General features: G+C 63.6%; 19 protein-coding genes. 13 read left to right on the forward strand and 6 right to left on the reverse strand.

Annotated elements, in window-relative coordinates:
* Positions 1-11: 11 nt before the first annotated feature.
* The 5 genes from DM806_RS06310 to DM806_RS06330 all read left to right on the forward strand — a co-directional run bounded on the left by DM806_RS06310 (position 12) and on the right by DM806_RS06330 (position 5,557).
* Positions 12-1,940: a heme lyase CcmF/NrfE family subunit gene (locus DM806_RS06310; RefSeq protein ID WP_179042371.1), complete on the forward strand. Its 1,929-nt coding sequence runs from the start codon at positions 12-14 to the stop codon at positions 1,938-1,940.
* Entirely contained in the window at positions 1,937-2,464 is a 528-nt protein-coding gene (locus DM806_RS06315; protein ID WP_179042372.1) for a redoxin family protein, read from the forward strand. Before DM806_RS06310 ends, DM806_RS06315 begins: the two co-directional genes overlap by 4 nt.
* The gene (locus DM806_RS06320; protein WP_179042373.1) at positions 2,461-2,871 is read left to right on the forward strand and encodes a cytochrome c-type biogenesis protein; all 411 of its coding nucleotides are present in this window, start codon (positions 2,461-2,463) and stop codon (positions 2,869-2,871) included. The genes DM806_RS06315 and DM806_RS06320 overlap by 4 nt, the downstream gene beginning before the upstream one ends.
* Positions 2,868-3,512: a tetratricopeptide repeat protein gene (locus DM806_RS06325; protein ID WP_179042374.1), complete on the forward strand. Its 645-nt coding sequence runs from the start codon at positions 2,868-2,870 to the stop codon at positions 3,510-3,512. The genes DM806_RS06320 and DM806_RS06325 overlap by 4 nt, the downstream gene beginning before the upstream one ends.
* Positions 3,513-3,628: 116 nt before the next feature.
* Positions 3,629-5,557 carry a potassium transporter Kup gene (locus tag DM806_RS06330; protein ID WP_179042375.1) on the forward strand — a complete coding sequence of 643 codons (1,929 nt, stop codon included), beginning with the start codon at positions 3,629-3,631 and terminating at the stop codon, positions 5,555-5,557.
* Positions 5,558-5,685: 128 nt separating this feature from the next.
* Here DM806_RS06330 and DM806_RS06335 read toward each other — a convergent pair whose 3' ends face one another.
* The gene (locus DM806_RS06335; RefSeq protein ID WP_179042376.1) at positions 5,686-6,153 is read right to left on the reverse strand and encodes an Hsp20 family protein; all 468 of its coding nucleotides are present in this window, start codon (positions 6,151-6,153) and stop codon (positions 5,686-5,688) included.
* Between the two features lie 179 nt (positions 6,154-6,332).
* On the opposite strand from DM806_RS06335, the gene DM806_RS06340 reads away from it, so the two are divergent.
* The 3 genes from DM806_RS06340 (at position 6,333) to DM806_RS06350 (ending at position 9,695) form a co-directional block, all read left to right on the forward strand.
* Positions 6,333-7,430, forward strand: a complete 1,098-nt coding sequence (locus DM806_RS06340) for a hypothetical protein (protein WP_179042377.1) — start codon at positions 6,333-6,335, stop codon at positions 7,428-7,430.
* A 344-nt stretch (positions 7,431-7,774) separates the two neighbouring features.
* Positions 7,775-9,025 carry a lipoprotein-releasing ABC transporter permease subunit gene (locus DM806_RS06345; protein ID WP_179042378.1) on the forward strand — a complete coding sequence of 417 codons (1,251 nt, stop codon included), beginning with the start codon at positions 7,775-7,777 and terminating at the stop codon, positions 9,023-9,025.
* The gene (locus DM806_RS06350) at positions 9,018-9,695 is read left to right on the forward strand and encodes an ABC transporter ATP-binding protein (protein WP_179042379.1); all 678 of its coding nucleotides are present in this window, start codon (positions 9,018-9,020) and stop codon (positions 9,693-9,695) included. The genes DM806_RS06345 and DM806_RS06350 overlap by 8 nt, the downstream gene beginning before the upstream one ends.
* On the opposite strand, the gene DM806_RS06355 is transcribed toward DM806_RS06350, so the two are convergent.
* Complete coding sequence (locus tag DM806_RS06355; RefSeq protein ID WP_179042380.1) at positions 9,692-11,500, reverse strand: sensor domain-containing diguanylate cyclase; 1,809 nt, start codon at positions 11,498-11,500, stop codon at positions 9,692-9,694. The two genes, DM806_RS06350 and DM806_RS06355, sit on opposite strands and share 4 nt — an antisense overlap.
* Positions 11,501-11,634: 134 nt before the next feature.
* Between DM806_RS06355 and dnaE the strand changes: the two genes are divergently transcribed.
* Positions 11,635-15,177 (forward strand): DNA polymerase III subunit alpha, encoded by a 3,543-nt coding sequence (gene dnaE / locus DM806_RS06360; protein ID WP_179042381.1) that lies wholly within the window; start codon positions 11,635-11,637, stop codon positions 15,175-15,177.
* Between the two features lie 32 nt (positions 15,178-15,209).
* Here the strand turns inward: dnaE and DM806_RS06365 are convergent, their stop codons facing one another.
* The 3 genes from DM806_RS06365 to DM806_RS06375 form a co-directional block, all read right to left on the reverse strand.
* The gene (locus DM806_RS06365) at positions 15,210-15,593 is read right to left on the reverse strand and encodes a hypothetical protein (RefSeq protein ID WP_179042382.1); all 384 of its coding nucleotides are present in this window, start codon (positions 15,591-15,593) and stop codon (positions 15,210-15,212) included.
* A 288-nt stretch (positions 15,594-15,881) separates the two neighbouring features.
* On the reverse strand, positions 15,882-16,949 hold the full coding sequence (locus DM806_RS06370; RefSeq protein ID WP_179042383.1) for a PA0069 family radical SAM protein: 1,068 nt from the start codon (positions 16,947-16,949) through the stop codon (positions 15,882-15,884).
* 48 nt (positions 16,950-16,997) lie between these two features.
* The gene (locus DM806_RS06375; protein WP_179042384.1) at positions 16,998-18,107 is read right to left on the reverse strand and encodes a 2OG-Fe(II) oxygenase family protein; all 1,110 of its coding nucleotides are present in this window, start codon (positions 18,105-18,107) and stop codon (positions 16,998-17,000) included.
* Positions 18,108-18,202: 95 nt separating this feature from the next.
* Between DM806_RS06375 and rnr the strand changes: the two genes are divergently transcribed.
* Positions 18,203-20,503, forward strand: a complete 2,301-nt coding sequence (gene rnr / locus DM806_RS06380) for a ribonuclease R (RefSeq protein ID WP_179042385.1) — start codon at positions 18,203-18,205, stop codon at positions 20,501-20,503.
* 86 nt (positions 20,504-20,589) lie between these two features.
* Here the strand turns inward: rnr and DM806_RS06385 are convergent, their stop codons facing one another.
* A complete protein-coding gene (locus DM806_RS06385) occupies positions 20,590-21,045 on the reverse strand; it encodes a universal stress protein (RefSeq protein ID WP_179042386.1) in 456 nt (151 codons plus the stop codon).
* A gap of 184 nt (positions 21,046-21,229) precedes the next feature.
* On the opposite strand from DM806_RS06385, the gene DM806_RS06390 reads away from it, so the two are divergent.
* The 3 genes from DM806_RS06390 to lpdA form a co-directional block, all read left to right on the forward strand.
* Complete coding sequence (locus DM806_RS06390; RefSeq protein ID WP_179042387.1) at positions 21,230-22,525, forward strand: pyruvate dehydrogenase complex dihydrolipoamide acetyltransferase; 1,296 nt, start codon at positions 21,230-21,232, stop codon at positions 22,523-22,525.
* Positions 22,525-22,923 (forward strand): acyl-CoA thioesterase, encoded by a 399-nt coding sequence (locus DM806_RS06395; protein ID WP_179042388.1) that lies wholly within the window; start codon positions 22,525-22,527, stop codon positions 22,921-22,923. Before DM806_RS06390 ends, DM806_RS06395 begins: the two co-directional genes overlap by 1 nt.
* A 17-nt stretch (positions 22,924-22,940) precedes the next feature.
* Positions 22,941-24,052: dihydrolipoyl dehydrogenase (lpdA, locus tag DM806_RS06400; protein WP_179042389.1), on the forward strand; the 1,112-nt coding region annotated here is incomplete at its 3' end.

Consider the following 24,052-nt stretch of genomic DNA (forward strand, 5'->3'; position numbering starts at 1 on the left):
GCTTTTCGCGCGTGATCGCCGAAGCTGGTCTGGCCGCGCTCTGGCTCGCCGCTGCGCTAGCGCTGCTTCAGCTATTTCTTGCCTTTGCTGGCCTTAAGGGCGGCAAGTCGGAACTGCTGGCCGCCGTTCGTCCTGCCGCCGTGGCGCAGGGCGTGTTGACTGCGATCGCCTTTGGCCTGCTCATCACGCTTTTCATACGGTCCGACATGTCGGTGCTGCTGGTCGTCACCAACAGCCATTCGATGAAGCCCTGGCTCTACAAATTTGCCGGAACCTGGGGCAATCATGAAGGGTCGATGCTGCTCTGGGTGACGGTCATGGGAGTCGCCGGGGCCGCGGTGGCTCTGTTCGAGCGGGCCTTGCGACGTGATACGCATATGGCAACGCTGGGCGGGCAGGCGGCTATCAGCCTTGGCTTCTATGCCTTCCTGCTCTTCTCCTCCAATCCCTTCGCGCGGATCGATCCGCCGCCGCCGGATGGGCAGGGGCTGAACCCGCTGTTGCAGGATCCGGGCCTCGCCTTCCATCCGCCGACCCTTTATTTGGGTTATGTCGGTTTATCGGTCGCCTTTTCCTTTGCGATCGGCGCGCTGCTGACACGGCAGGTGGATGCGGCCTTCGCACGCGCCATGCGGCCTTGGGTGCTGGCGGCGTGGATATTGCTGACGCTTGGTATCACAGCCGGCAGCTATTGGGCCTATTATGAATTGGGCTGGGGCGGCTGGTGGTTCTGGGATCCGGTCGAGAACGCCTCGCTGATGCCATGGCTGGCAGCGACCGCATTGCTGCATAGCGTCACCGTGCTGGCGACCCGCGATGCGTTGCGCGCCTGGACGGTCATGCTGGCGGTGATCGCCTTCTCCATGTCGATGGTCGGCACCTTCCTTGTTCGTTCCGGCATCCTGACCAGCGTCCACGCCTTCGCCGTCGATCCTGAGCGAGGGAGCTTCATTCTCGCGTTGCTCGCTATCTATATCGGCGGTGCGCTTGCCTTGTTCGGCTGGCGGATCGGATCGGTGCGGGAAGGCGCGCCGTTCGAACTGGTTAGTCGCGAGACGCTGCTGGTCGTCAACAATCTGCTTCTGTCCGTCATTCTCGGCATTGTGTTGATCGGCACCCTCTATCCGCTGATGACCGAAGCCTTTGGCCACAAGGTGTCGGTCGGCGCGCCCTATTTCGACAGGATCGCGGGACCGATCGCTCTGACGCTGATGATTGCGCTGGCGACAGGACCGCTCGTTCGCTGGCGGCGCGATCGGGCTGCTGCCGTTGGGAAGCGGTTGATGGTGCCATTCGCCGTGGCGATCCTGGCCACTGTTTCGGTGGCGATCCTTGCTTGGGGACGGATCGGTATCCTGCCCTTTTGCGGCCTGGTCATCGCGTTCGCGGTCGGGGCGGCGAGCATCGCGCCGCTGTGGAAGCGAAATCTGCTGCGCACGCCGCTCTTCACCTGGGGCATGGTCATCGCCCATCTGGGCTGTGCGGTCAGTCTGGCAGGCATGGCCTGCAATTCGGCCTTCACCGTCGAGAAGCTGGTGGCGGCCCGTCCCGGTGATACGATCCAGACCGCCGGATGGTCGCTCCGTTTCGTTCAGATCAAGCCCATCGCTGGCGATAACTGGACGGCGCTCCAGGCCGATGTGCAGGTGGATCGCGGCGGCGCGCCGGTACTGATCCATCCGCAGTCGCGTTTCTTCGCCTCGCCGCCGACCACGACTAGCGAGGCGGCATTGCTGACCCGCTGGAATGGCCAGCTCTATGTCGTGCTGGGTGAAGAGGTTGAAGGCGGGCGTTGGCAACTTCGTATCTGGTGGAAGCCTTTCGTCACATTAATCTGGCTGGGCGGCATATTGATCGCTCTGGGCGGCGCGTTGGCGCTGGTCGGGCGGGAACGGCGCGGTTGGCTGATGAAGTGGCGGGCGCGGAGGGCCTTCGCATGAGGAAGCGGCTGATCTGGCTGCCGTTTGTGCTGTTTCTGGCCTTTGTCGGCCTGTTCGCGAGCGGCCTGTTCCAGCCCGACGACCGGATCATCCATTCGCGTCTGGTGGGGCAGCCGCTCCCGGCCTTCACCTTGCCGGCGGGGGCAAGCGACCGGGCCGCGCTGGCCAGCGCCCAATTGGCTAGCGGGAAGCCGCGCCTGCTCAACATCTTCGCCAGCTGGTGCGTCCCCTGCGCGGCTGAAGCGCCGCAACTGATGGCGCTCAAGCAGGCGGGCGTGGAGATCGACGCCATCGCCATTCGTGATGCCCGCCCCGATGTCGACGCTTTCCTCAAGCGCTATGGCAATCCTTATGCCCGGATCGGCCTCGATGCGCGGAGCGGCGTTCAGATCGCGCTTGGATCGTCAGGCGTGCCGGAAACCTTCGTGATCGATGGCAAGGGGCGGATCGCCTATCAGCATATCGGTGATATCCGTGCTGACGACGTGCCGATGATTCTCGATCTGCTGAGGCACGCGCGATGAGGATGGTGTTCGCCCTGCTGCTCGCGTTGTTCGCCACGCCGCTCGCTGCCCAGACCGCCTTGCCGCCCGCGCCCTGGGCGGACCGGCAGATCCCGAATGCGGCGCAGGAGCGAAAGGCCAAAGCGCTGATGGAAACCATCCGCTGCCTCACTTGCCAGAGCCAGTCGATTGCCGACTCGAATGCCAGCATGGCGGGCGATATGCGATCGCAGATCCGCGAGCGGATCATGGCGGGAGAGCAGCCCGAAGCGATTCGCGCCTGGCTGGTGTCGCGCTATGGCGATTGGGTCAGCTATGAACCGACCGCCGCGCCGATCCTCTGGCCGCTCTGGGCTGCGCCGCTGTTCCTGCTGGCACTCGGCCTGTTGCTGATGCGCGGACAGATAAAACGGAGGAAGGGCCGATGACGGGCTGGATAATTGCTTTCGGTCTGGCGGCACTGGTATTCCTTGCCTTGCTCTTTGCCGGCCGCATTCCGCGATCGGCGCGGGAAATCTCGGCAGCGGCATTGCTCCTGGGGCTTGCCGGCTATGCCTGGCAGGGGCATCCGGGCCTCGCTGGCGCCCCGCGCAAACTGGCTGAAACCAGGGGTGAGGCGTTCGACGAGAAACTGGCCGAAAAACGCCGTGGCCTTGCCGAGCGGTTCGGGCCGGCGGCTCAATGGATGATGCTGTCCGACGGACTCGCGCGGCAGGGCAAGACCAGGGAGGCGGCAAATGTCCTGCTGTCGGGCCTGCGTGATACGCCGGACGACGCGAATCTCTGGTTGGGGCTGGGCAATGCGCTGATCAATCATGCCGGCGGCGTGATCTCCCCCGGCGCTGAGTTCGCCTATCGCCGCGCTCTGACGCTCGATCCGGATGGGCCGGCGCCGCGTTATTTCTATGGTCTTGCGCTGGCCCGCGCCGGGCAGTTTCAGGCCGCGCGCGACCTTTGGGCGCCGCTTGCGGCCCGTGCCCCGGCCGGTAGCCAGGTGAAGGCGGAACTGGAAGCCAATATCGCGCGTATCGATTCCATGCTCGCCAATGGTGCCCCTGTCCCGCAATGACGCGCCGCAGCGCGGATGATTGCGCCCCGTCAGGAGGCGTGATAGGGCGCGGCCCCATGCAGGGTATGACATATCCTTTTGAGACCGTTGCTCGATGACCGCTCGGCTTTCCATTCATGGCTGATTCCCTTCCCAACACCGCGCCGGCGACGGCCGATGATGAGCAGGGCGGCCACGGCCATGCCCGGCAGAAGGCCACGCTGAAGCTGGTCGTCGGTGCGATCGGCATTGTGTTCGGCGACATCGGTACGAGTCCGCTCTACGCCTTTCGCGAAACCTTCGCCGGCCATCATCATCTCGATCTCGACCCGGACCATATCCTGGGCGTCATCAGCCTGATGTTCTGGTCGATGATGCTGGTGGTGACGCTGAAATATGTCAGCATCATCATGCGCGCCGACAATAAGGGCGAGGGCGGTAGCCTGGCGCTGCTGGCGCTGATCAACGGTCAGACGAAAACCCAGCGCTGGTCGCGCGGCATCATCCTGCTGGGTGTCTTCGCAACGGCGCTCTTTTACGGCGACTCGATGATCACGCCGGCGGTGTCGGTGCTGTCGGCGGTCGAAGGTCTGGCGGTCTATAATCCCGAACTGGCGCCGGCGATCCTGCCGGTCGCGATCCTGATCCTGCTGGGATTGTTTTGGATTCAGGGGCTGGGCACGAACCGCGTGGCGACGCTGTTCGGTCCGATAATGTTGCTCTATTTCGTCACCATCGCGACCCTGGGCGTTCTTTCGATCGTGAAGACGCCGGGCATTCTCTACGCCTTCAACCCCTATTGGGCGGTGATGTTCTTCGTCACCGACCCGTTGCCGGCCTTCCTCGCGCTGGGGTCCGTCGTGCTGGCCGTGACCGGCGCGGAGGCGCTCTATGCCGATATGGGGCATTTTGGCCGCAGCCCGATCCGCGTGTCCTGGCTCTTCTTCGTGCTGCCCGCGCTGATGCTCAACTATATGGGGCAGGGCGCGCTGCTGTTCCGCGAAGGCGCGGCGGCGCTGCACAGCCCCTTCTACAATCTTGCGCCGCAATGGGGACAGTTGCCGCTGGTGGTGCTGGCCACGCTGGCAGCGATCATCGCGTCGCAGGCGGTGATTTCGGGCGCCTTCTCCGTCACGCAGCAGGCTATCCAGCTTGGCTTCATGCCGCGCCTGCGGATTTCGCACACCAGCGCGTCCGCCGCCGGGCAGATTTACATTCCCCTGATCAACTGGGGGCTGATGACGATGGTCATCCTGCTGGTGCTGGTATTCCAGACATCGTCCAACCTGACGGCGGCCTATGGCATCGCGGTCACGGGCGCGATGTTCATCGACAATTTGTTGCTGACCGTGTTGCTCTACCGTCTGTGGCACTGGAAATGGTATTATTCCGCGCCGCTGCTGTCGGTCTTCTTCCTGGTCGACGGCGCCTATCTGGCGGCCAACCTGACCAAGGTGCCGGACGGCGGCTGGTTCCCGCTGCTGATCGGCTTCGTCGTCTTCACGCTGCTGACCACATGGTCGCGCGGTCGGCGGCTGGTGCAGGATCGTCTGCGCGAAGCGGCCATGCCGATCCCGGTGTTCGTGGCGTCCGCCGCCAACAGTGCGGTACGGGTGCCCGGCACGGCGGTCTTCATGACATCGACGCCCGATGGCGTGCCCCATGCGCTGCTGCATAATTTGAAGCACAACAAGGTGCTGCACGAGCGGGTGATCCTGCTGACGGTGAAGATCAAGGATGTGCCGGTCGTCGAGGATGACGGTCGGTGCAAGCTGGAGGATCTGGGCCGGGGCTTCTTCCGCGTGGTGCTCCATTATGGCTTCATGCAGGAGCCGGACGTGCCGGCCGCGCTCAAGAATATCAGCGGCTGCGGGCAGGCGTTCAAGATGATGGACACCAGCTTCTTCCTTGCCCGCCAGACGCTGCTGCCGTCGGCCAAGCCGGGCATGCCGCTGTGGCGGGAGAAGATCTTCGCTTGGATGCTGCGCAACGCGGAAAGCGCGATGGAGTTCTTCCGCCTGCCCACCAACCGGGTCGTGGAACTGGGCAGCCAGGTAGAAATCTGATTTCCGCTTTTCATATGTGGAAGTTCACACCGTTCAGACAAATACGATCATCTCTGATCGTTTCCAGATAGGACAGCAAAAAGGGCGCGGCCTTGCGGTCGCGCCCTCGTCTTTTTCATCGATCGGGATCAGGCGGCGTCGCGGTCCTTGACGCTGATGTCCACCAACTGACCGCCATTGATGGCGATCTTCTTGGGCTTCATCGCTTCGGGAACTTCGCGGACCAGTTCGATCACCAGCAGGCCGTCGGTCAGATCGGCCTTTTCGACGCGGACGAAGTCGGCGAGTTCGAAGCGGCGCTCGAAGCTGCGGTTGGCGATACCGACATGCAGGAATTTGGAGCGGTCGGCAGCCGATGCTTCATCCTTGCGACCGATCACCTGGAGCAGATTCTGCTGTGCGGTGATGTCGATCTCTTCGGGGCGGAAGCCGGCGACGGCGAGCGTCACGCGATAGCGATCTTCCGACAGGCGTTCGATATTGAAGGGGGGATAATTGTCGCCCTGAGCAAGGCGGGCGTTATTTTCGATCAGGTCGAACAGACGATCAAAGCCCACGGTCGAGCGACGATAGGGGGTAAGGTCAAAACCACGCATTTGTCATAATCTCCAACGAGCAATATGAACATGCCGGACCCGTCAACTGGCATCCGGCGATATGATGTCCGGCCCCATCAGGCGGCTGAACAGGTTTGATATGGTTCGCGTCTTCTGGCTTTCAAGATGCGATATAAGCATGCTGCCTAGATATGCGGCGGCGTTTGGCGGAGGTGGCATTGACCCGATTCATCCTGCATGTCGGTGACGGCAAATGCGGCAGTTCTTCCATCCAGACCGCTCTGTTCCACGCCCGCGCCGATTTGCGGGCGCAGGGCATCATCTATGAATCGCACCATTCATCGAGCGGCAATTTCTGCCTAAGCACGCTTGTCGGCGGAACCACGCGCGGAGACGATGCCGGTCAGAGGCGCATTGCGACCGACACCGTCGCGGCGATCCGGGCGGGCCTCGCGACGGCCGACCATGTGATCCTGTCCTCGGAATCCTTTCTGCGCCAGTCACCGGCGAACATCATGGCCATCCTGCATATGATCACGCCGGATATCAGCGGGATCGACGTGATCGCCTATGTGCGGCATCCGGTCGCGATGTACCTGTCGCTGGCGCAGCAGGCGATCAAGGCAAGCACGCGCTTCACTTCGCCTGCCTCCTATCGGCGGCCATTGGACGAGGCGCTAGTGCGATGGGAATCCTGCTCCGGCGTCGAGTCCCTGACTGTCAGGCTGTTTGACAGGGCAGCTATGGTTGGTGGCGACGTCGTGCCGGACTTTCAGGCGATACTGGAACGCTTGACGGAGCGGACGATCCCGTTGGCCCCGGTGCGGGAAAACCAGTCCCTTTCAGCTGAGCAGATGGTCGCGCTGCAACATTATCGCCACCATCATTGCCTGCAGGAGCAAGGGAAGGAAACGGCCGGCAGCGTAGCGTTGATCGATTGCTTCGAACGAATGAACCGGGATGGGTTGGTGGGGACGCGGCCGGTGCTGAAAGCGCGGGCAGCCGCGCTCGTCCTTCGGAACAATCGCGACATCATGCAGGCATTGTCCGACCGCTATGGTCTTACCGGCATGGCAGCCCCTGCGGAACCGCCTGAAACGGATGACGGACAGGGCAATTGGTCGAGCATCGCGTCGATCATGGCACAGGTCGACCGGCAGCAGATCGACGCGCTGAAGCGGATCTTGCCCGATAGTAAAAGCGGAAGCCCCGGTCGCGACGCGGCGGCATTGGCGCAGTTGATGGCAGCTTCACCTGACAAGGCCGAAGCGATCGAGAATGCCGTGCGCCGATACTGGACGGACGCAACGGGATGAAAGTCATCGGCATGAAATCGTTCGAATAAAAAACACCCGGATCATGTTTTCACGATCCGGGTGTTTAATGGACGATTGCTCGTCTCCCCCTTGGCCTGCCTCAACCGCTTCTTAGCCCCCTAAGCTCGAAGCGGGATGCAGTATCCCTGAACCACGGCCTTTCACCTGTGCTTCGATTGTCTTGCTATGACTGGCGCAGGCCGGAGTCACGGGCTAAATCGGGCTGCTGTGATTTTCGGTCCGCCCCTGTGGCGGCAATGCAACAATCCGGCAATGCTTGCCGTTAAGCATGTCGATGCCTAAGCCATCATCCAGATCCATATTCGAAGGGCCGTTCGCGCCACATGATTCTATCCCGTTACGAACGCATGATCGCCAAGCGCTACCTGCTGCCGGGCAAGGGAGAAGGCTTCATCTTCCTTGTCGCCGGCATCAGCCTGGTCGCGGTCATGCTGGGCGTTGCCGCGCTCATCATCGTCATGAGCGTGATGAATGGTTTCCGTGCGGAGCTGTTCGACAAGATCGTCGGCCTTAACGGCCATGCCGTGGTGCAGGGCTATGGCGGGCGGCTGCCCGACTGGCAGTCGGTGCTGAAGCAGGCCAAGGCGACGCCGGGCGTCACCAGCGCGACGCCGATGATCGAGCAGCCTTTGGGCGCCATCTATCAGGGGCGGTTCGAGTTCGCGCTGGTACGCGGCATGACGGTGGAGGACATTCGGTCCAGCCCGACCCTCAGCAAGAATGTGAAGGCCGGCAGCCTGAGCGACCTGAAGCCCGACAGCGGCAATGTGGCGATCGGGTCGCGGCTGGCCGAAAATCTGGGCATTCAGGTCGGCGACACGATCACCATCTTCAATCCAGCGGGCCGGACCACGCCCTTCGGCACCGTACCCCGCCAGATCGCCTATCGGGTGGCGGCGATCGTCGAGATCGGCGTCTATGACTATGACAAGGCGTTCGTGATCATGCCGATCCAGGATGCGCAGACCCTGCTGCTGCTGGGCGATGTCGTGAGCATGATCGAAGTGCAGACGATCAATGCCGACAAGGTGGGGCAGATATTGGAGCCGCTCGCCGCGAAGGTGGCGGGTCGGGCGGTTATCACCGACTGGCGGCAGATGAACGCGTCGCTGTTCGAGGCGCTGGCGGTCGAGCGCGTGGCGATGTTCGTCGTACTGTCGATCATCGTGCTGGTCGCGGTGTTCAACATCCTCTCCTCGCTCATCATGCTGGTGCGCGCCAAGACGCGCGACATCGCGATATTGCGGACGATGGGGGCGAGCCGGGTCGGACTGGTCAAGATCTTCATGACCGTGGGCGTGACCATCGGCGCGCTGGGGACGGGGGCCGGCATGGTGCTGGGCTTCGTGTTTCTTTTCTTCCGCCAGGGGATGGTCGATGCGATCCAGTTCGTGACCGGCCAGAATCTCTGGGATCCATCCGTGCGATTCCTGAGCGAATTGCCGTCCAAGTCGGACCCGATCGAGGTGACGGTCATCTGCGTCATGGCGTTGCTGTTCAGCTTCCTCGCCACCCTCTATCCGGCCTTCAAGGCCGCCAATACCGATCCCGTGCAGGTGCTGCGCTATGAATGATGTTCTGAAAGTCAGCGGCCTGACCCGCAGCTTCACCCAGGGCGAGGTGACGATCGAGGTGTTGCGCGGCGTCGACCTGTCGGTTGGGCCGGGCGAGATCGTTGCGCTGCTGGGGCCGTCGGGGTCGGGCAAGTCGACCCTGTTGCAGGCGGTAGGTCTGCTGGAGGGTGGTTTCGAGGGATCGATCCGCATCGATGGCGAGGAAGCCGCGAAGCTGGATAATGACGGGCGGACGCGGCTGCGGCGCGATGCGCTGGGCTTCGTCTACCAGTTCCACCATCTGCTGCCCGACTTCAACGCGACCGAGAATGTGGTGCTGCCGCAGGTGATCCGCGACGTGGGAATGGATGCGGCGCGCAAGCGGGCTGAATCGCTGCTGACGTCGCTGGGTCTGGGGCACCGGCTGGACCATCGGCCGAGCCAATTGTCGGGCGGCGAGCAGCAGCGCGTAGCGGTCGCCCGCGCGCTGGCCAATCGGCCGGCGCTGGTGCTGGCGGACGAGCCGACCGGCAATCTGGACGAGCGGACGGCCGACGTGGTGCTGGCCGAGTTCCTGAGGCTGGTGCGCGGCGAAGGTTCCGCTGCGCTGGTCGCCACCCATAATGAGCGGCTGGCTGAGAAGATGGACCGGGTGGTCCGCCTGCATGAAGGCAAGCTGGAAAGGGTTTAGGCCGCTGCCGAAGCGCCGTCCCGCACGGTCGCGACCAATATGCGGTCGCGGCCTTCGGTCTTGGCGCGCAGCAGGGCGGCGTCGGCGGTCTGGAGCAGCCGGTCTGCGCGGCCATGGTCGGGGAATGTGGCGAGGCCGAAGCTGGCGGTAATCGCGCCCAGTTCCTTGCCGCGATGTTCGATCCGCAGATCCTGGATGCGGCGCTGGATCTGCATCGCGCGGCCGAGCGCCTGGTCGAGGCTGAAGCCGGGCATCAGCACGACGAACTCCTCCCCGCCCAGGCGGAAGGCATGGCCGTTCTCACGCAGGGAGTCGGCCAGCACAGTGCCGACCGCACGCAGCACCGCGTCGCCGGCATCATGGCCGAAACTGTCGTTGAATCGCTTGAAATGGTCGATATCGACCATCAGGCAGGTGAGCGGCGTGGCGTTGCGCTCGGCTTCCCCCACCAGGGTCTGTAGCATGACGTCGAACTGGCGGCGATTGGGCAGTCCGGTCAGCGCGTCGGCCATCGCCATTTCGCGCAGCACGTCGCGCAGGCGCAGATTGGCGAGGGCGAGTCCGATATTCTCCGCCAGCATTTCCAGATATTTGCCTGTCCGTTCCAGTTGGTCTGCCGGGACGTCCACCGGTTCCTCATAATAGAGCATGCCGATGCTTTCGCCCTGTGCCGCCAGCGGAATACAGATCGTGCTGATCGGCGCGGTCGCGTCCAGATGCTCGCATGGAATGTCGACCATCTCTCCTATGGGCCGGTGGGTCTGGCCACGACGCAGTGCCCAACAGGCGGAAGCGGGAAATTCGGTCCGGGAGTGGGTCGGGGAAAGCCAGTCGCAGGCCTGCACCATCACATTGCGGCGATTGTCATGAATGTAGAGGCGGCCGGGGAAAGCCGGCGCGATTTCGGGGGCGAACCGGCGGACGACCTCCACCAGGTCGGACGTGTTGTCGCAACCCTGCAGGCGCTGGGTCAGGCGCGAGAGAAGATCGCGCATCGTCCGGTCGGCGTCGCGTTCCTGCTCTAGCCGCTGCCGTTCCAGCCCGTTCTCGCGGAAGATGCGGATGGCCTGCGCCATGTCGCCAATCTCATCGACATGGGCGGAGTCCGGTGGGATGGCGTCCCAATCCTGCGCGGCGAGGCGCGTCACGACATCGCTGAGGCGCACGACTGGGCGCAGGATACGCTGTTTCAGTACGAAATAGAGGACGCACAGGAACAGGAAGGCGGTCATGCCCAGCATGATTTCCGACATGGTGCGCCATTGCCGGGCCGTGTCTGTCGCGCTGGCGACGGCATGTTCGGTGCGCTGATCCAGCATATATTGGAACTTGCCGACTTGCGCCGCGACACGGTCCAGTTCCCGGCCATATTCATCCCCGAACAGGATCGTGCGGCCGGTCTTGTCATCCCCTGCCTGAGCGGCGCGGATGGCGGCATCCTGCTCGTCGGAAAGAGCGTCCGACCAGTGCAGCGCCTGACGCAGCGCCCCGAGTTCGCTTTCATTGGCGCCGACGTCGCGCAGATGGGTGACACGCTGCTCGACCGACCGGAGAGCTTCCTTTTCGCGGCGATAGGCGATCAGATGGCTGGGGTCGCCGCTGACGACGAAGCCGCGCGCCTGTTCGGTGAGGCGATAGACGTCCTCCTCCAGCGTGGCGGTCGCCTGATCGAAGGTCGAGCGCTGCGTCACGGCAGCGCGTTCGCGCTCCTCCGCGCCCGATGCCATCAGCATCGTGGCGCCCGAGGCGAGGGTCAGGGCGACGGTGGCCCCATAGGCCCAGTTGGTGATCGTGGACAGACGCATGATCGGCGCAGGATAGCCGCCACTGGTTGGCAATCTCTTAAGGATGGCGCCGAAGCGGCTGGTTTCGAATTTGGTCCACAGATTTCCTCGTCGGGGGGGTGTGCCGAATCGATTGCGATGCCTAGATTGGCGGGATGCCTCACGCCGCTTTCGTACCTCTTCGCGTTTTCTCCTCCTTTACGATGCTCGAAGGAGCGATCGATCCCAAGATGATCGCCAAGCAGGCCAGGGCGCTGGGCTTTCCGGCCGCGGCGATCACGGACCGCAACGGCCTTTATGGATCGATGGCTTTTTCCGATGCGTGCAAGGGTGAAGGCGTGCAGCCGGTCATCGGTGCGATGCTGGGCGTGCAGCGGCCGGGACGGCCGGCCAATGCGGCGCCGGTGCATGACTGGATCGCGCTCTATGCGCAGGACGCGGGCGGTTACGACAATATCTGCGCGCTGGTGTCGATGGCGCATCTCGACCGGCCGGTCGAGGAAGTGCCGCATGTGACGCTCGACATGCTGGAAGGGCGGACCGACGGCGTCATCGCGCTGACGGCGGGCGGCGAGGGCGCGCTGGCGCGGCTCTTTGCGGAGGATCAGCCCGACGCTGCGATCGCCTATGTGAAGCGGCTGGAGGCGCTGTTCCCGGACCGGCTCTATGTCGAAATCTGCCGACGGCTGGACCCGGTCGAGGGTAAGGCGGAGCCGCAACTGCTCGACCTTGCCTATGACCGCAACCTGCCGCTGGTCGCGACCAACCCGACCTGCTTTGCCGAGCCGCATTTCCATGAGGCGCATGACGTGATGCTCTGCATCGCCGACAGCGCCTATGTCGAGACGCCTGATCGCCGCACCAGCTCGCCCGACGCCTGGATGAAACCGGTGGGCGAGATGAAGCGGCTGTTCGAAGATCTGCCCGAGGCGTTGGCGAACACGCTGGTTGTCGCGCAGCGCTGCGCCATTGCGGCGCCCAAGCGCAAGCCCATCCTGCCGAGCCTGGCCGGCGATATCGAGGGCGAAGGCGTGATGTTGCGCGAGCAGGCGGCGGCGGGGCTGGAGGCGCGGCTGGAGAAGGCGGGGATCATCGGCCCGGAAGCGCGCCAGCCCTATTTCGACCGGCTGAAGTTCGAGACGGATATCATCATCCAGATGGGGTTCCCCGGTTATTTCCTGATCGTGGCCGACTTCATCAAATGGGCCAAGGATCATGATATTCCGGTTGGACCAGGCCGTGGTTCGGGCGCGGGGTCGCTGGTCGCCTGGGCGCTGACCATCACTGATCTCGATCCACTGCAACTGGGCCTGCTGTTCGAGCGCTTCCTGAACCCGGAACGCGTGTCGATGCCCGACTTCGATATCGACTTTTGCGAAACGCGGCGCGGCGAGGTGATCCGCTACGTCCAGCAGAAATATGGTGCGGACCATGTGGCGCAGATCATCACCTTCGGTAAGCTGAAGGCGCGCGCGGTGCTGAAAGATACCGGCCGCGTGCTCCAGATGAGCTATGGCCAGGTGGACCGGCTCGCCAAGCTGGTGCCCAACCATCCTACCGATCCCTGGACGCTGGAACGATCGCTGAACGGCGTCAGCGAGTTCAAGGCGGAATATGACAATGACAATCAGGTCAAGCGCCTGATCGACTATGCGATGAAGCTGGAAGGCTTTCCGCGCCACAGTTCCACCCATGCGGCGGGCGTGGTGATCGGCGACCGGCCGTTGCAGCAACTGGTGCCGCTCTATCGCGATCCGCGGTCCGACATGCCGGTGACGCAGTTCGACATGAAATATGTCGAGGGTGCGGGGCTGGTGAAGTTCGACTTCCTCGGCCTCAAGACGCTGTCGGTGTTGCAGAAGGCGGTGCAGCTGCTGGCGGCGCGGGGCGTGACGGTCGATCTCGATACGCTCGCCTGGGACGATCCGGCGGTTTACGAACTGCTCCAGCGCGGCGATACTGTTGGCGTGTTCCAGCTGGAATCCGAAGGCATGCGCAAGACGCTGGCCGCGGTGCGCCCCACCAATTTCGGCGACATCATCGCGCTGGTGTCGCTCTACCGCCCCGGCCCGATGGACAATATCCCGATGTTCGGGCGTCGCAAGAATGGCCAGGAAGATATTGAATATCCCCATATTCTCCTGAAGCCGATCCTCGAAGAGACCTATGGCATCTTCGTCTATCAGGAACAGGTGATGCAGGCCGCGCAGATCCTGGCGGGCTATTCGCTGGGAGACGCCGACCTTCTGCGCCGCGCGATGGGCAAGAAGGTGAAGGCGGAGATGGATGCGCAGCGCTCGCGCTTCGTCGAGGGCTGCGCGCAGAGCGATATCAAGCCGGCCAAGGCGAACGAACTGTTCGATTTGATCGACAAGTTCGCTGGCTATGGTTTCAATAAATCGCACGCAGCTGCCTATGCGCTGCTCGCCTATCAGACGGCTTGGCTGAAGGCGCATTATCCGGCGGAATTCTATGCCGGGTCGATGGCCTTCGATATCCATCTGACCGAAAAGCTGACTGTCTTCGTCGACGATATGCGGCGCATGGGGCTGACCTGCCTGCCGACAGACCTGAACCGCAGCGAGGCGGACTTCACCGTCGAGGCTGTACCGCATGAGGGCGAGGACAAGCGGCTGGGTTTTGCCGTGCGCTATGCTCTGGGCGGCCTGAAAGGCGTGGGCGAGAAGGCGATGGAGCAGCTTGTCGAGGAGCGCGACAAGGGCGGGCCGTTCAAGTCATTGGACGATTTCGCCGACCGGATCGAGCCGCGATTGCTCAACCGGCGACAACTGGAAAGCCTCGCGGCGGCGGGCGCGTTCGACGGCATCCATGCTGATCGGGCGGGCGTCCATGCTGCGGCGGAGGTCATCCTTTCGGTCGCGTCCAGCAATGCGGAGGCGCGCGAGAGCGGGCAGGGCGGCCTGTTCGGCGATGTCGAAACGCCCCATGCCGACGTGCGCATCCCGCCGCATCAGGCCTGGACCGTGGCGGATCGCATGGCGCAGGAAAAGGAGGCGTTCGGCTTCTATTTCTCGGCCCACCCGGTCGATCGCTACCGGCATCTGGCCGACGCGCGCGGGGCGAAAAGCTACGGCCTTGTCTGCCAGTCGCCCATGCCCGCGCCCAATGCCGAAGGGCGCGCCATGACCATCATGGCGGCGATGGTCGAGGATGTGCGCTGGCGCGAGACGAAGCGCGGGGCGCGCTACGCCAATGCGACCTTCTCCGACCAGAGCGGGCAGTTTCAGGCGAGCTGCTTCGATGAGGAGGCATGCAAGGCGATCGAGCTGCTGGCGGCAGACGGCGATTGCGCGCTACTGGTCGTGGAGCTGGACCGGTTGCCCGGCGAGGAAACGCCGCGCGTCACCGTGCGCGGTGTAGAGCCGTTCCGCGCGATCGCGAGCGCGTCGCGAATGGAACTGACGGTCGATATCGAGACGGTACAGGCGGTCGAGGCGCTGGCCGCGCTGCTGGCGGGCGCTGGCGGCGGACGGAGCGAGGTGTTCCTGCGTGCGCCGCTGGGTGACGGGCAGGCGGCGCGGATTTTCCTGGGCGACCGCTATAGTCTGGGCGCGGATCAGGTGGATGCGATCGCGACGATCGCGGGGCTGAGCATCCATCGGTTCGAGCGGATGGATGTGAAGGCGGATGGGTACAAGACACGCACGCGGCGGTCAGGGATGAGGTTGGTGGGGTAAGGTTGGGTGACGGCTTACGACCATTCGCAGCCTTACTCGGTTAAAGTCGCGGCATCTGAAACCGGACGTAAGTTGATTACCTTATCGACGATTATCTCATAGTCGAAGGCGCTCATGTGCCCGTAGCTTCCCTTGTGAGCCGTCTGCCGTCCCACAAACGCAACTTCGTAGAGGCCTTCGTCGCTAGTCGAAGAGGTTAGAGCCTGCCCCGACAACCAGATGCGGTCGCCAGCAGTTTGATAGGAGCAGGAACCAGCGGGCGATGGACAAAAGCGGGAATTCTCGAATTCTCTTCTCCATAGGCCTTCCCACTGACGGGCTGGTGTCATTTCGAAGCATTCATCTGTGCTCGACGGCATCGCTTCGAGACCACCATATTTAATCTTGTTAAGGCATCCCTCGGTGATGCCCGGCATTCCTTCTCGAAACTCTTGAATAGCGTTATCCGAGAGCCGCTGTGGTTGCTGTTCACACCCTTGCGTCACCAACAGTATCAAAGGAGCGAGGTTCAGAAAGCGGCATTGCATGGTGCGATGATGGCCAGATCGGCCCCGCTCTGCAACGTCTGACTTGAGTGATGCTGATCCAATATCAGTCCGTCCGCAAACCACCCTGTTTCCGTCATTCCCGCCCGTGCGAAAATGACCGTGAAAATTGAGATGGCCGATGATTTTCTCGGCCCTTGCAGACTTCTCCCATCCACCTCAAAACAACCGCATTTGCGCACCTTCAGGCGGGCGGAACAGGTCCGAGCGTAGCACCAGCCGCTCGCCGCCCAGTCCGGCGCGGCGACGGGCCTTGACGAAGCGGGCGCGGATCAGGTCGGCCCAGACGCCCCGGCCCTTCATCCGGCTGCCGAAATCGGGATCATTGTCGCGGCCGCCGCGCAGGTCGCGGATCATGGCCATGACCTTGCCGGCGCGATCGGGATAATGTTCGTCCAGCCAGGCGCGGAAGAGCGGGGCGACCTCGTGCGGCAGACGGACGAGGATATAGTTGACGTCGCGCGCGCCTGCGGCAGCCACGCGGGCGACGACGCTTTCGATTTCATGATCGTTAATGGCGGGGATGATCGGGGACATGTTCGCCGATACCGGCACCCCCGCCTCCGCAAGGCGTGCGATCGCGGCGATGCGGCGGTCGGGGTGCGGCGCGCGCGGTTCGAGGGTGCGGGCGATCTTCGGATCGAGGGAGGTGACGGATATCATCACCGCCACCAGATTGTCGCGCGCCAGATCGGCGAGCAGGTCGATATCGCGCAGGATGCGGTCGGACTTGGTGGTGATGAAGATCGGATGACGGGTTTCGGCCAGCACTTCCAGCACCTGCCGTGTGATGCGCCAGTCCTTTTCGATCGGCTGGTAGGGATCGGTGTTGGTCCCCATGGCGATGGGGCTGGCGACATGGCCCTTTTTCATCAGTTCGGCGCGCAGCAGTTTTGCGGCGTCGGGCTTGGCGAAGAGCTTTGTTTCGAAATCAAGACCTGGCGACAGGTCGTGATAGGCGTGCGTGGGTCGGGCAAAACAATAGATGCAGCCATGCTCGCAACCGCGATAGGCATTGATCGATTGGCTGAAGGCGATGTCGGGGGAATTGTTGCGCGCGATGATGGTGCGGGGATGTTCGACCGTGACTTCAGTGCGGAGCCGGGGCGCTTCCCCGTCAATGGCTTCCAGTACGTCCAGCCAATCGCCATCGGCCTGTCGCTCGGGCATGTTGAAGCGCCGGCTTTCGCCGTTCAGTGTCGCTCCTCTGCCCTTGTGCGCAGTCATCGCGCATCATTAGAACAAAATAGGAACATTGGCAAGGTGCCGGATCGCTTACTCGGCCGCCTCCTCCTGCAACCCCGACATATAGCCGCCAATGTCCGGCGCCAGATAGCCGACATTCTGCTCGCGAATGCGGGCGGCGGCGTCATCATAGAAGAAGGGCAGGAAGGCGTAGCGCCGGCCGCTGGTGACGGGCAGAGCTTCGTGCAGAAGCGAGCAGGAGAAGATCAGCGCCCCACCGGTGGGGGGGCGGTAGCTGCGGGCGCCAAATTCGGGAAAACGCAATTCTCCGCCTTCGAAATCCTCTGCATTGAGGTTGATCGTGCAGGCGAAGCGGCGGTGCGCGGTGCCCTTGGTCGTATTGTCGCGATGGGGACGGAAATAGCCGCCCTGGTCGGCGTCATAGCAGGCGATCAGGAAGCGCTCCACGCGTGTGACGTCAAACTGAAAAGCACGCTGGATCATCGGCCGCAGCGTTTGCGCCATGCGAGCCTTGAGCTGATCGATCAGGGGCCTGTCCTGAATGACATGGTCCTGCCGCTTCTTGTGCGAATGATCGAGTTTCAGGACGGTGATGCCATTTTCTTCGCGCATGAAGCCGGAATCCTCCCCGCCACTTTGCGTGTGGAGCGTGATCAGGTGACGGCACATGGCGGGCGGAAAAATATCCGGGACGATGAGGACGGGCGCATCGATGTCGGGCAGCGGCGGAGGCTGGGTCCGCAACATGGCGAACAGCGCCTCACCCTCGGCAAGGGGCGCGACCCGGCGAACGCGCATCATCGGGTCGATCAGCAGCCAGTGCGGATGGTAGCGGTCCTGACCGGCCTGCCGCCGCAACGCGCCATATTGCCGCGAAACCGCGCCATCATAGTCCAGGAACCAACGCATGCCGGGCAGCCTCTGCGCAATCCTGCCGTGCGCGGCGTCCTGCGGGTCGGTCGTCACCCCGAAGAAACAGGCATGATTGTCGTCGAACATATCCCGATGGCGGGCGAGAAGGTCGAGCGCATCCTGGCCGCCGGCCGTCGTTCCGCTGCCAAGCATCAGCAGGACGATCCATCGCCCGCCTACGCTGTTGAAGGCGTAGTTGGGATTGCTGTCCAGCGCCGCGGCATGGAACCATGGCGCCACCTCTCCGGGGGTGAGCAGACGTGTCATGGCGGGAGAGTGCTTCGGTCGGCGTGCGTCCGCAAGGGGACTCTGTTGGCGAATAATGGCTACCACTGGCGGATTGGCATCCCTATACCCGGTCCATGGCATCCACCGAGAAACAGAAAAAATCCGCCAAGGTCCGGCCCGCCGGCTTTCCCTCAAAAGATCAGGTCATGGCGTTCATCGCCGAGTCCGATACGCCCGCCGGCAAGCGGGAGATCGCCAAGGCGTTCGGCCTGAAGGGGCAGGAGAAGATCGCGCTCAAGGCGCTGCTCAAGGACATGGCGGACGAGGGGCTGATCGACATCGGCCCGGCGCGCGCCTTCCACAAGATGGGCGGCGTGCCCAAGGTGACGGTGCTGCGGATCATCGATGTGGATGATACGACTTTGATCGCCACGCCCGAGCGCTGGGAGGCGGAGGGGCAACCCGCGCCGCGGCTGCGCGTGGTGGAGCGGGGGAAAAGGGGCGCGCTGACGATCGGCGACCGTATCCTGGCCCGCACCGAGGAGGCCGGGCGCGGCTGGGTCGCCCATCCGATGAAGAAGCTCGCCAAGGCAAGCGAGGAATTGCTGGGCGTGATCGAGGAGATGGCCGACGGCAAGCTGTGGTTGCGCCCGGTCGACAAGCGCATCCGCAAGGACACGCCGATCAGCGATGTCGGCACGGCCAAGCCCGGCGATCTGGTGCTGGCAGAGCCGCATGGGCGGCCGCCGCGCATTTCGGCGCGGGTCACGGACATATTGGGCGATCCCTTTGCCCCGCGCAGCTTCAGTCTGATCGCGATCCACAAACATGGCATCCCCCATGTCTTCCCCGAACGGGTGGAGGAGGAGGCGGTGAAGGCGTCCGCCCTGCCGCTGCATGAGGACAAGCGCGAGGATCTGCGCCATCTGCCGATCGTGGCGATCGACCCGGTCGATGCGCGCGACCATGACGATGCGGTCTGGGCCGCACCGGACGAGGATGAGAATAATCCCGGCGGTTTCAAGGCGATCGTCGCCATTGCTGACGTCAGCTATTATGTCCGCCCCGGCAGCGGGCTGGACAAGGAAGCGCGCAAGCGCGGCAACAGCGTCTATTTCCCCGATCTGGTCGTGCCGATGCTGCCGCACCAGCTGTCGTCCGACATGTGCTCGCTGCGCGCGGGGCAGGATCGGGCGGCGATGGCCTGCCATCTTACCATCAACGCGCAGGGCAAGGTGACGGCATGGCGCTTCACCCGCGCGGTGATCCGGGTGGCCGCGGTGCTGGCCTATGAGGATGCGCAGGCGGCGATCGATGGGCAGAAGGATCATGACCTGCTGGAGCCGGCACTGAAGCCGCTCTGGGCCTGCTGGGCGCTGTTGCAGAAGGCGCGGAAGGCGCGCGATCCGCTGGCGCTGGACCTGCCGGAGCGGCGGGTGGTGCTGGACGAATTTGGGGAGATCGTCAGCGTGGCCGTTCGGGAACGGCTCGACGCGCATATGCTGATCGAGGATTATATGATCGCGGCCAATGTCGCCGCGGCCAAGGCGCTTGAAGCAAAGAAGGCGCCGGTCATGTATCGCGTCCATGAAGCGCCAAGCCGCGACAAGCTGGTGGCGCTCAAGGAATATCTGGCCACTTTCGACATCGCTTTCGCGCTGGGGCAGGTGGTCAAGCCGTCGACCTTCAACCAACTCATCAGGAAGATCGAGGGGTCGGAGGAGAAGGAGCAGATCATGACCCAGATCCTGCGCAGCCAGACGCAGGCCTATTACAGCCCGCAGAATATGGGGCATTTCGGGCTGGCGCTGGGCAGCTATGCGCATTTCACCTCGCCGATCCGTCGCTATTCGGACCTGTTGGTGCATCGCGCGCTGGTGGGGGCTTATGGGTTGGAACTACCCGCGCCCAAGGGGAGCGACATTCCGGATCGTTCGTCGCTCAGCCAGGATGATTATGAGAATATGGGACGGGTCGGCGAGATGATCTCCGGCCATGAACGGCGCGCGATGGAGGCGGAGCGGGAGACGATCGATCGCTATGTCGCGGCCTATCTGGCGGCCCATGTCGGCGAAATCGTGAAGGCGCGGATCACCGGGGTGCAGAATTTCGGCTTTTTCGCGACGGTCGAGGGGCTGGGCGGCGACGGGCTGGTGCCGGTGTCGACGCTGGGCCGGGAGCGCTTCTTCTATGACGAGGCGGGCAAGGCGCTGGAGGGGGTCGAGACCGGCGAGCGCTACACGGTCGGGCAGCGGCTGGAATTGCGGCTGGCGGAAGCCGACCCGATCAACGGGTCATTGCGCTTCGAACTGCCGGATGCGCCAAGCCCGCGCGGCGGGCCGATCAAGCGGGACCGGACACGGCCGGGGATCAAGCGCGGGCGGCCGGCGAATGTCCGGCATATCGGGTCGAAGCGGGGGAAGCACAGGAAGTAACTTCCATTCGTTTCGATCGAAGTCGGATGAAACTGCTCTGCCTTGTTTCTCGACACGCTCGAAACGAACGGATTTTCTGCTTAAACTCAGCTCAACCGGTCGATCGCGTCGGCGTCGAGGCCGCCGGGAATGACCATGATCGGGCAGGGCAGCTTGCCCGCGTCCGCGCCGGCGAAGTGCGAGACGAGCTTGCCGGGATTGCCGCTTGCCGCCGCGCCGAGGACCAGCGCGGCGACATCGTCCATTTCTTCCAACGTCTTGCGCACGACCGTTACTGCGTCGCCCTGACGGACGGTGATGCTGGGGCGGATGCCGGATTCGTCGCTCAGCGTGCCCGCAGCGCTCGTCACCAGCGCTTCGGCGCGTTGCAGCGCCTCATCCTCCATCGTCGCCTGAACGCCGCCCCACTGGACGAATTCGGCGGGCGGGATCAGCGCCAGGATGCGCACGGCGCCTCCGGTCTTGGCGGCGCGGCGCGCGGCGAAGCGCAACGCGGTTTCGGCCTCCGGCGATTCGTCCACGACTACCAGATATGTCCGCACTTCTTATCATCCCCGCACTGAACTTATGGCCTTGATGTCCCGAGAAACGAGCCAACGAACCATTGCGGTGAAATGTGGGGCATAAATCCCCTTGAAGCAAGCGGTCGCTTGACCGATCCGGAGAATGGGTGGAAACGGGGCACCAAATGGCGCGAGCCGATAAACCAGAAGAGGCCCCGAACGCATGAGCAAGACGATCCAGATGCCCGCCCTTTCCCCGACGATGGAGGAAGGCACTTTGGCCAAGTGGCTGGTCAAGGAGGGCGACACGGTGTCGTCGGGCGACCTGCTGGCCGAAATCGAGACCGACAAGGCGACGATGGAATTCGAGGCCGTGGATGAAGGCATTGTCGCCAAGATCCTGGTCGCCGAAGGTTCGGAAGGCGTCAAGGTCGGCACCGTCATCGCCATCATCGCCGAAGAAGGTGAAGACGTCGCGATTGCGGCGGCTGGCGGTGCTAAGGCAGACGTCGCACCGAAGGCCGATCCGGTTCCGGTCAAGGCGGAAGGCGCCGCGCCGGCGCCCAAGGCGGATGCCGTTCCGGCCGGGGCGGCTGCTCCCGCCGCTTCGGGCGATCGCGTAAAGGCCAGCCCGCTGGCGCGCCGCCTGGCGGAGGCCAAGGGCATCGACCTCGCCGCCGTCACCGGCACCGGCACCAATGGCCGTATCGTCAAGGCGGATATCGACGGCGCGAAGCCGGGTGCGGCTGCGCCCGCTGCTGCCCCTGTGGCTGCCCCGACGCCTGCCGCCGCGCCTGCTCCGGTCGCTGCCGCGGCGCAGGACTTCGGCATTCCGCACGAGGTCATCAAGCTGAGCGGTATGCGCAAGACGATCGCGCGTCGCCTGACCGAATCCAAGCAGCAGGTGCCGCACATCTACCTCACCGTCGACGTCCAGCTCGACAAGCTGCTGAAGCTGCGCGGCGAACTCAACGCCGGCCTCGCCAACCGCAACGTGAAGCTGTCGGTCAACGACCTGCTGATCAAGGCACTGGGCGTGGCGCTGATCGAAGTGCCGGAATGCAATGTGCAGTTCGCCGGCGACCAGATGCTCCAGTTCAAGCGTGCGGATATCAGCGTCGCCGTGTCGATCCCCGGTGGCCTGATCACCCCGATCGTGACCGATGCCGCCGGCAAGGGCGTTGCTGCGATTTCGAACGCGATGAAGGATCTGGCCAGCCGCGCCAAGGACGGCAAGCTGAAGCCGGAGGAATATCAGGGCGGCACCGCATCGCTGTCCAACATGGGCATGTTCGGCATCAAGCAGTTCGAAGCTGTCATCAACCCGCCGCAGGGCATGATCATGGCGATCGGCGCGGGCGACAAGCGTCCCTATGTCGTTGATGACTCGCTCCAGATCGCGACCGTCATGTCGGCGACCGGCAGTTTCGACCATCGCGCGATCGATGGCGCCGACGGCGCCCGCCTGATGAAGGCGTTCAAGGAACTGGTCGAAAACCCGATGGGCCTGCTGGCCTGATGGCGTTTACCGATGAGCAGCCGCCGGTCGAAAGCCCGGCGGTGCGCGTCATCGCCATGCCCGCCGACACCAATCCCTATGGGGATATTTTCGGTGGCTGGCTGATGAGCCTGATGGATTCGGCGGCGGGCAGCGTTGCTGCCCGGCATAGCCATGGCCGCGCCGTGACCATCGCGGTGGAGGGCATGACCTTCCTCCGCCCGGTCGTGGTCGGCGACGAAGTGTCGGTATTCGCAACCCTCAAATCCGTCGGGCGCACGTCGATGAAGATCGACGTGGAAGCGTGGCGTCGTGCGCGCCATGACGACCGCAGCTATCGCGTTACCCGCGCGACCTTCACCTTCGTGGCGATCGGAGAGGATCGCCAGCCCCGTTCCGTGCCGCCGCTGGCGGAATAAGATTAGAGAGACTGATCATGGCTGAGAATTACGATGTCATCGTTCTGGGCTCCGGCCCTGGCGGTTATGTGGCCGCGATCCGCGCAGCCCAACTGGGTCTGAAGACCGCGATCGTGGAGCGCGAGAATCTGGGCGGCATCTGCCTTAACTGGGGCTGCATCCCGACCAAGGCGCTGCTGCGGTCTGCGGAAATCTTCCACTATATGCAGCATGCGGGCGACTATGGCCTGGCCGCCGAGAAGATCAGCGCCGATATCGAGGCGGTGGTGAAGCGCTCGCGCGGCGTCGCCAAGCAGCTCAATCAGGGCGTCACGCACCTGATGAAGAAGAACAAGATCAGCGTCCACATGGGCGACGGCAAGCTGGTGGCGAAGGGCAAGCTCAGCGTCACCAAGGACGGCAAGACCGAGGAACTGACCGCCAAGCATATCATCATCGCGACCGGCGCCCGCGCTCGCGACCTGCCGAACCTGAAGGCGGATGGCAAGCGGGTGTGGACCTATCGCCATGCCATGACGCCGCCGGAAATGCCGACGAAGCTGCTGGTTGTCGGTTCGGGCGCGATCGGTATCGAATTCGCCAGCTTCTACAACGACATGGGCGCTGACGTGACCGTGGTCGAGATGATGGACCGCATCGTCCCGGTCGAGGATGCGGACGTTTCCGCCTTCCTCGAAAAGGCGGTGAAGAAGCAGGGCATGACCGTCATGACCGGTGCGAAGATCGAAAAGATCGCCGCGAGCGACAAGGGCGTGACCGCCACGATCAAGGGCAAGGACGGCAAGGACGTCACGGTCGAATATAGCCATGTGATCGTCGCCATCGGCATTGTCCCCAATGTCGAGAATCTGGGTCTGGAAGATGTCGGCATCGAGCCGGATCAGCGCTATCACATCAAGACCGACGCCTATGGCCGCACCAATGTCGACGGCATGTGGGCGATCGGCGATGTCACCGCGCCGCCATGGCTGGCGCACAAGGCGAGCCATGAGGGCGTGATCGTCGCCGAGACGATCGCGCAGGCGCTGGGCAACAAGGATGTGCATCCGCACGCCATGGATGTGCGCAACATTCCGGGCTGCACCTATTGCCATCCGCAGATCGCCAGCGTCGGCCTGACCGAAGCCAA

Origin of the sequence: Sphingobium lactosutens, from assembly GCF_013393185.1 — a bacterium.
GTDB classification, from domain to species: Bacteria; Pseudomonadota; Alphaproteobacteria; order Sphingomonadales; family Sphingomonadaceae; genus Sphingobium; species Sphingobium lactosutens_A.

Excerpts from the sequence above, each read along its gene's own strand:
- DM806_RS06355 (WP_179042380.1), bottom strand. The coding sequence starts at position 11,500 with ATGCGTCTGTCCACGATCACCAACTGGGCCTATGGGGCCACCGTCGCC.
- dnaE (WP_179042381.1), top strand. The coding sequence starts at position 11,635 with ATGCCTCACGCCGCTTTCGTACCTCTTCGCGTTTTCTCCTCCTTTACG.
- rnr (WP_179042385.1), top strand. The coding sequence starts at position 18,203 with ATGGCATCCACCGAGAAACAGAAAAAATCCGCCAAGGTCCGGCCCGCC.
- DM806_RS06345 (WP_179042378.1), top strand. The coding sequence starts at position 7,775 with ATGATTCTATCCCGTTACGAACGCATGATCGCCAAGCGCTACCTGCTG.
- DM806_RS06365 (WP_179042382.1), bottom strand. The coding sequence starts at position 15,593 with ATGCCGGGCATCACCGAGGGATGCCTTAACAAGATTAAATATGGTGGT.
- DM806_RS06320 (WP_179042373.1), top strand. The coding sequence starts at position 2,461 with ATGAGGATGGTGTTCGCCCTGCTGCTCGCGTTGTTCGCCACGCCGCTC.
- DM806_RS06375 (WP_179042384.1), bottom strand. The coding sequence starts at position 18,107 with ATGACACGTCTGCTCACCCCCGGAGAGGTGGCGCCATGGTTCCATGCC.
- DM806_RS06370 (WP_179042383.1), bottom strand. The coding sequence starts at position 16,949 with ATGACTGCGCACAAGGGCAGAGGAGCGACACTGAACGGCGAAAGCCGG.
- DM806_RS06315 (WP_179042372.1), top strand. The coding sequence starts at position 1,937 with ATGAGGAAGCGGCTGATCTGGCTGCCGTTTGTGCTGTTTCTGGCCTTT.
- DM806_RS06395 (WP_179042388.1), top strand. The coding sequence starts at position 22,525 with ATGGCGTTTACCGATGAGCAGCCGCCGGTCGAAAGCCCGGCGGTGCGC.
- DM806_RS06325 (WP_179042374.1), top strand. The coding sequence starts at position 2,868 with ATGACGGGCTGGATAATTGCTTTCGGTCTGGCGGCACTGGTATTCCTT.
- DM806_RS06330 (WP_179042375.1), top strand. The coding sequence starts at position 3,629 with ATGGCTGATTCCCTTCCCAACACCGCGCCGGCGACGGCCGATGATGAG.
- DM806_RS06350 (WP_179042379.1), top strand. The coding sequence starts at position 9,018 with ATGAATGATGTTCTGAAAGTCAGCGGCCTGACCCGCAGCTTCACCCAG.
- DM806_RS06390 (WP_179042387.1), top strand. The coding sequence starts at position 21,230 with ATGAGCAAGACGATCCAGATGCCCGCCCTTTCCCCGACGATGGAGGAA.
- DM806_RS06335 (WP_179042376.1), bottom strand. The coding sequence starts at position 6,153 with ATGCGTGGTTTTGACCTTACCCCCTATCGTCGCTCGACCGTGGGCTTT.